Annotated in this window: 1 protein-coding gene; it reads right to left on the bottom strand. The window is 40.8% G+C overall.

Annotated elements, in window-relative coordinates; all coding sequences use genetic code 11:
• Positions 1-6 precede the first annotated feature (6 nt).
• A partial coding sequence (locus tag UF75_RS25900) for a corrinoid protein (protein ID WP_045577382.1) occupies positions 7-546 on the bottom strand: 540 nt, incomplete at its 5' end.

The following is a 546-nucleotide window of genomic DNA, read 5'->3' as shown; positions in this document are numbered from 1 at the left end:
AAATAATTATAACCCTAAAACCTCATTGGCTTTGTCAACAGCACTGGCTGCATCGGTCGCATAGCCGTCAGCACCTATCTCATTAGCAAAGTTCTGTGTGACTGGAGCGCCGCCAACAAGGATTTTAATTTGATCTGCAAAGGGGCTCAACTGCTCAACAGTTGCTTTCATCTGGGACATCGTAGTTGTTAGTAAAGCTGACATGCACACAATTTGAGGCTTATGATCTTTTACAGCTTGCACAAATTTTTCTGGTCCAACGTCAGTACCTAGGTCTATGACCTTGTAGCCAGCGCCTTCAAACATCATCTTTACGAGGTTTTTACCAATATCATGCAAATCACCCTTAACTGTTCCAATTACAACAGTAGCCTTCTCCTTGATTCCTTCTTTTACAAATAAGGGCTTAAGTACATTCAAGCCAGATTGCATTGCACGTGCCGCTATCAACATCTCAGGAACATAAACTTCATTATTTTTGAATCGGATTCCGATAACTGTCATACCAGAAATTAAAGCATCGTTGAGAATCATTGAAACTGGAAT

The sequence above is a fragment of the Desulfosporosinus sp. I2 genome (assembly GCF_000960765.1).
Lineage (GTDB): Bacteria > Bacillota > Desulfitobacteriia > Desulfitobacteriales > Desulfitobacteriaceae > Desulfosporosinus.
The sequence above is the reverse complement of the archived record's forward strand: the minus strand, read 5'-3'. Positions and strand labels throughout refer to the sequence as shown.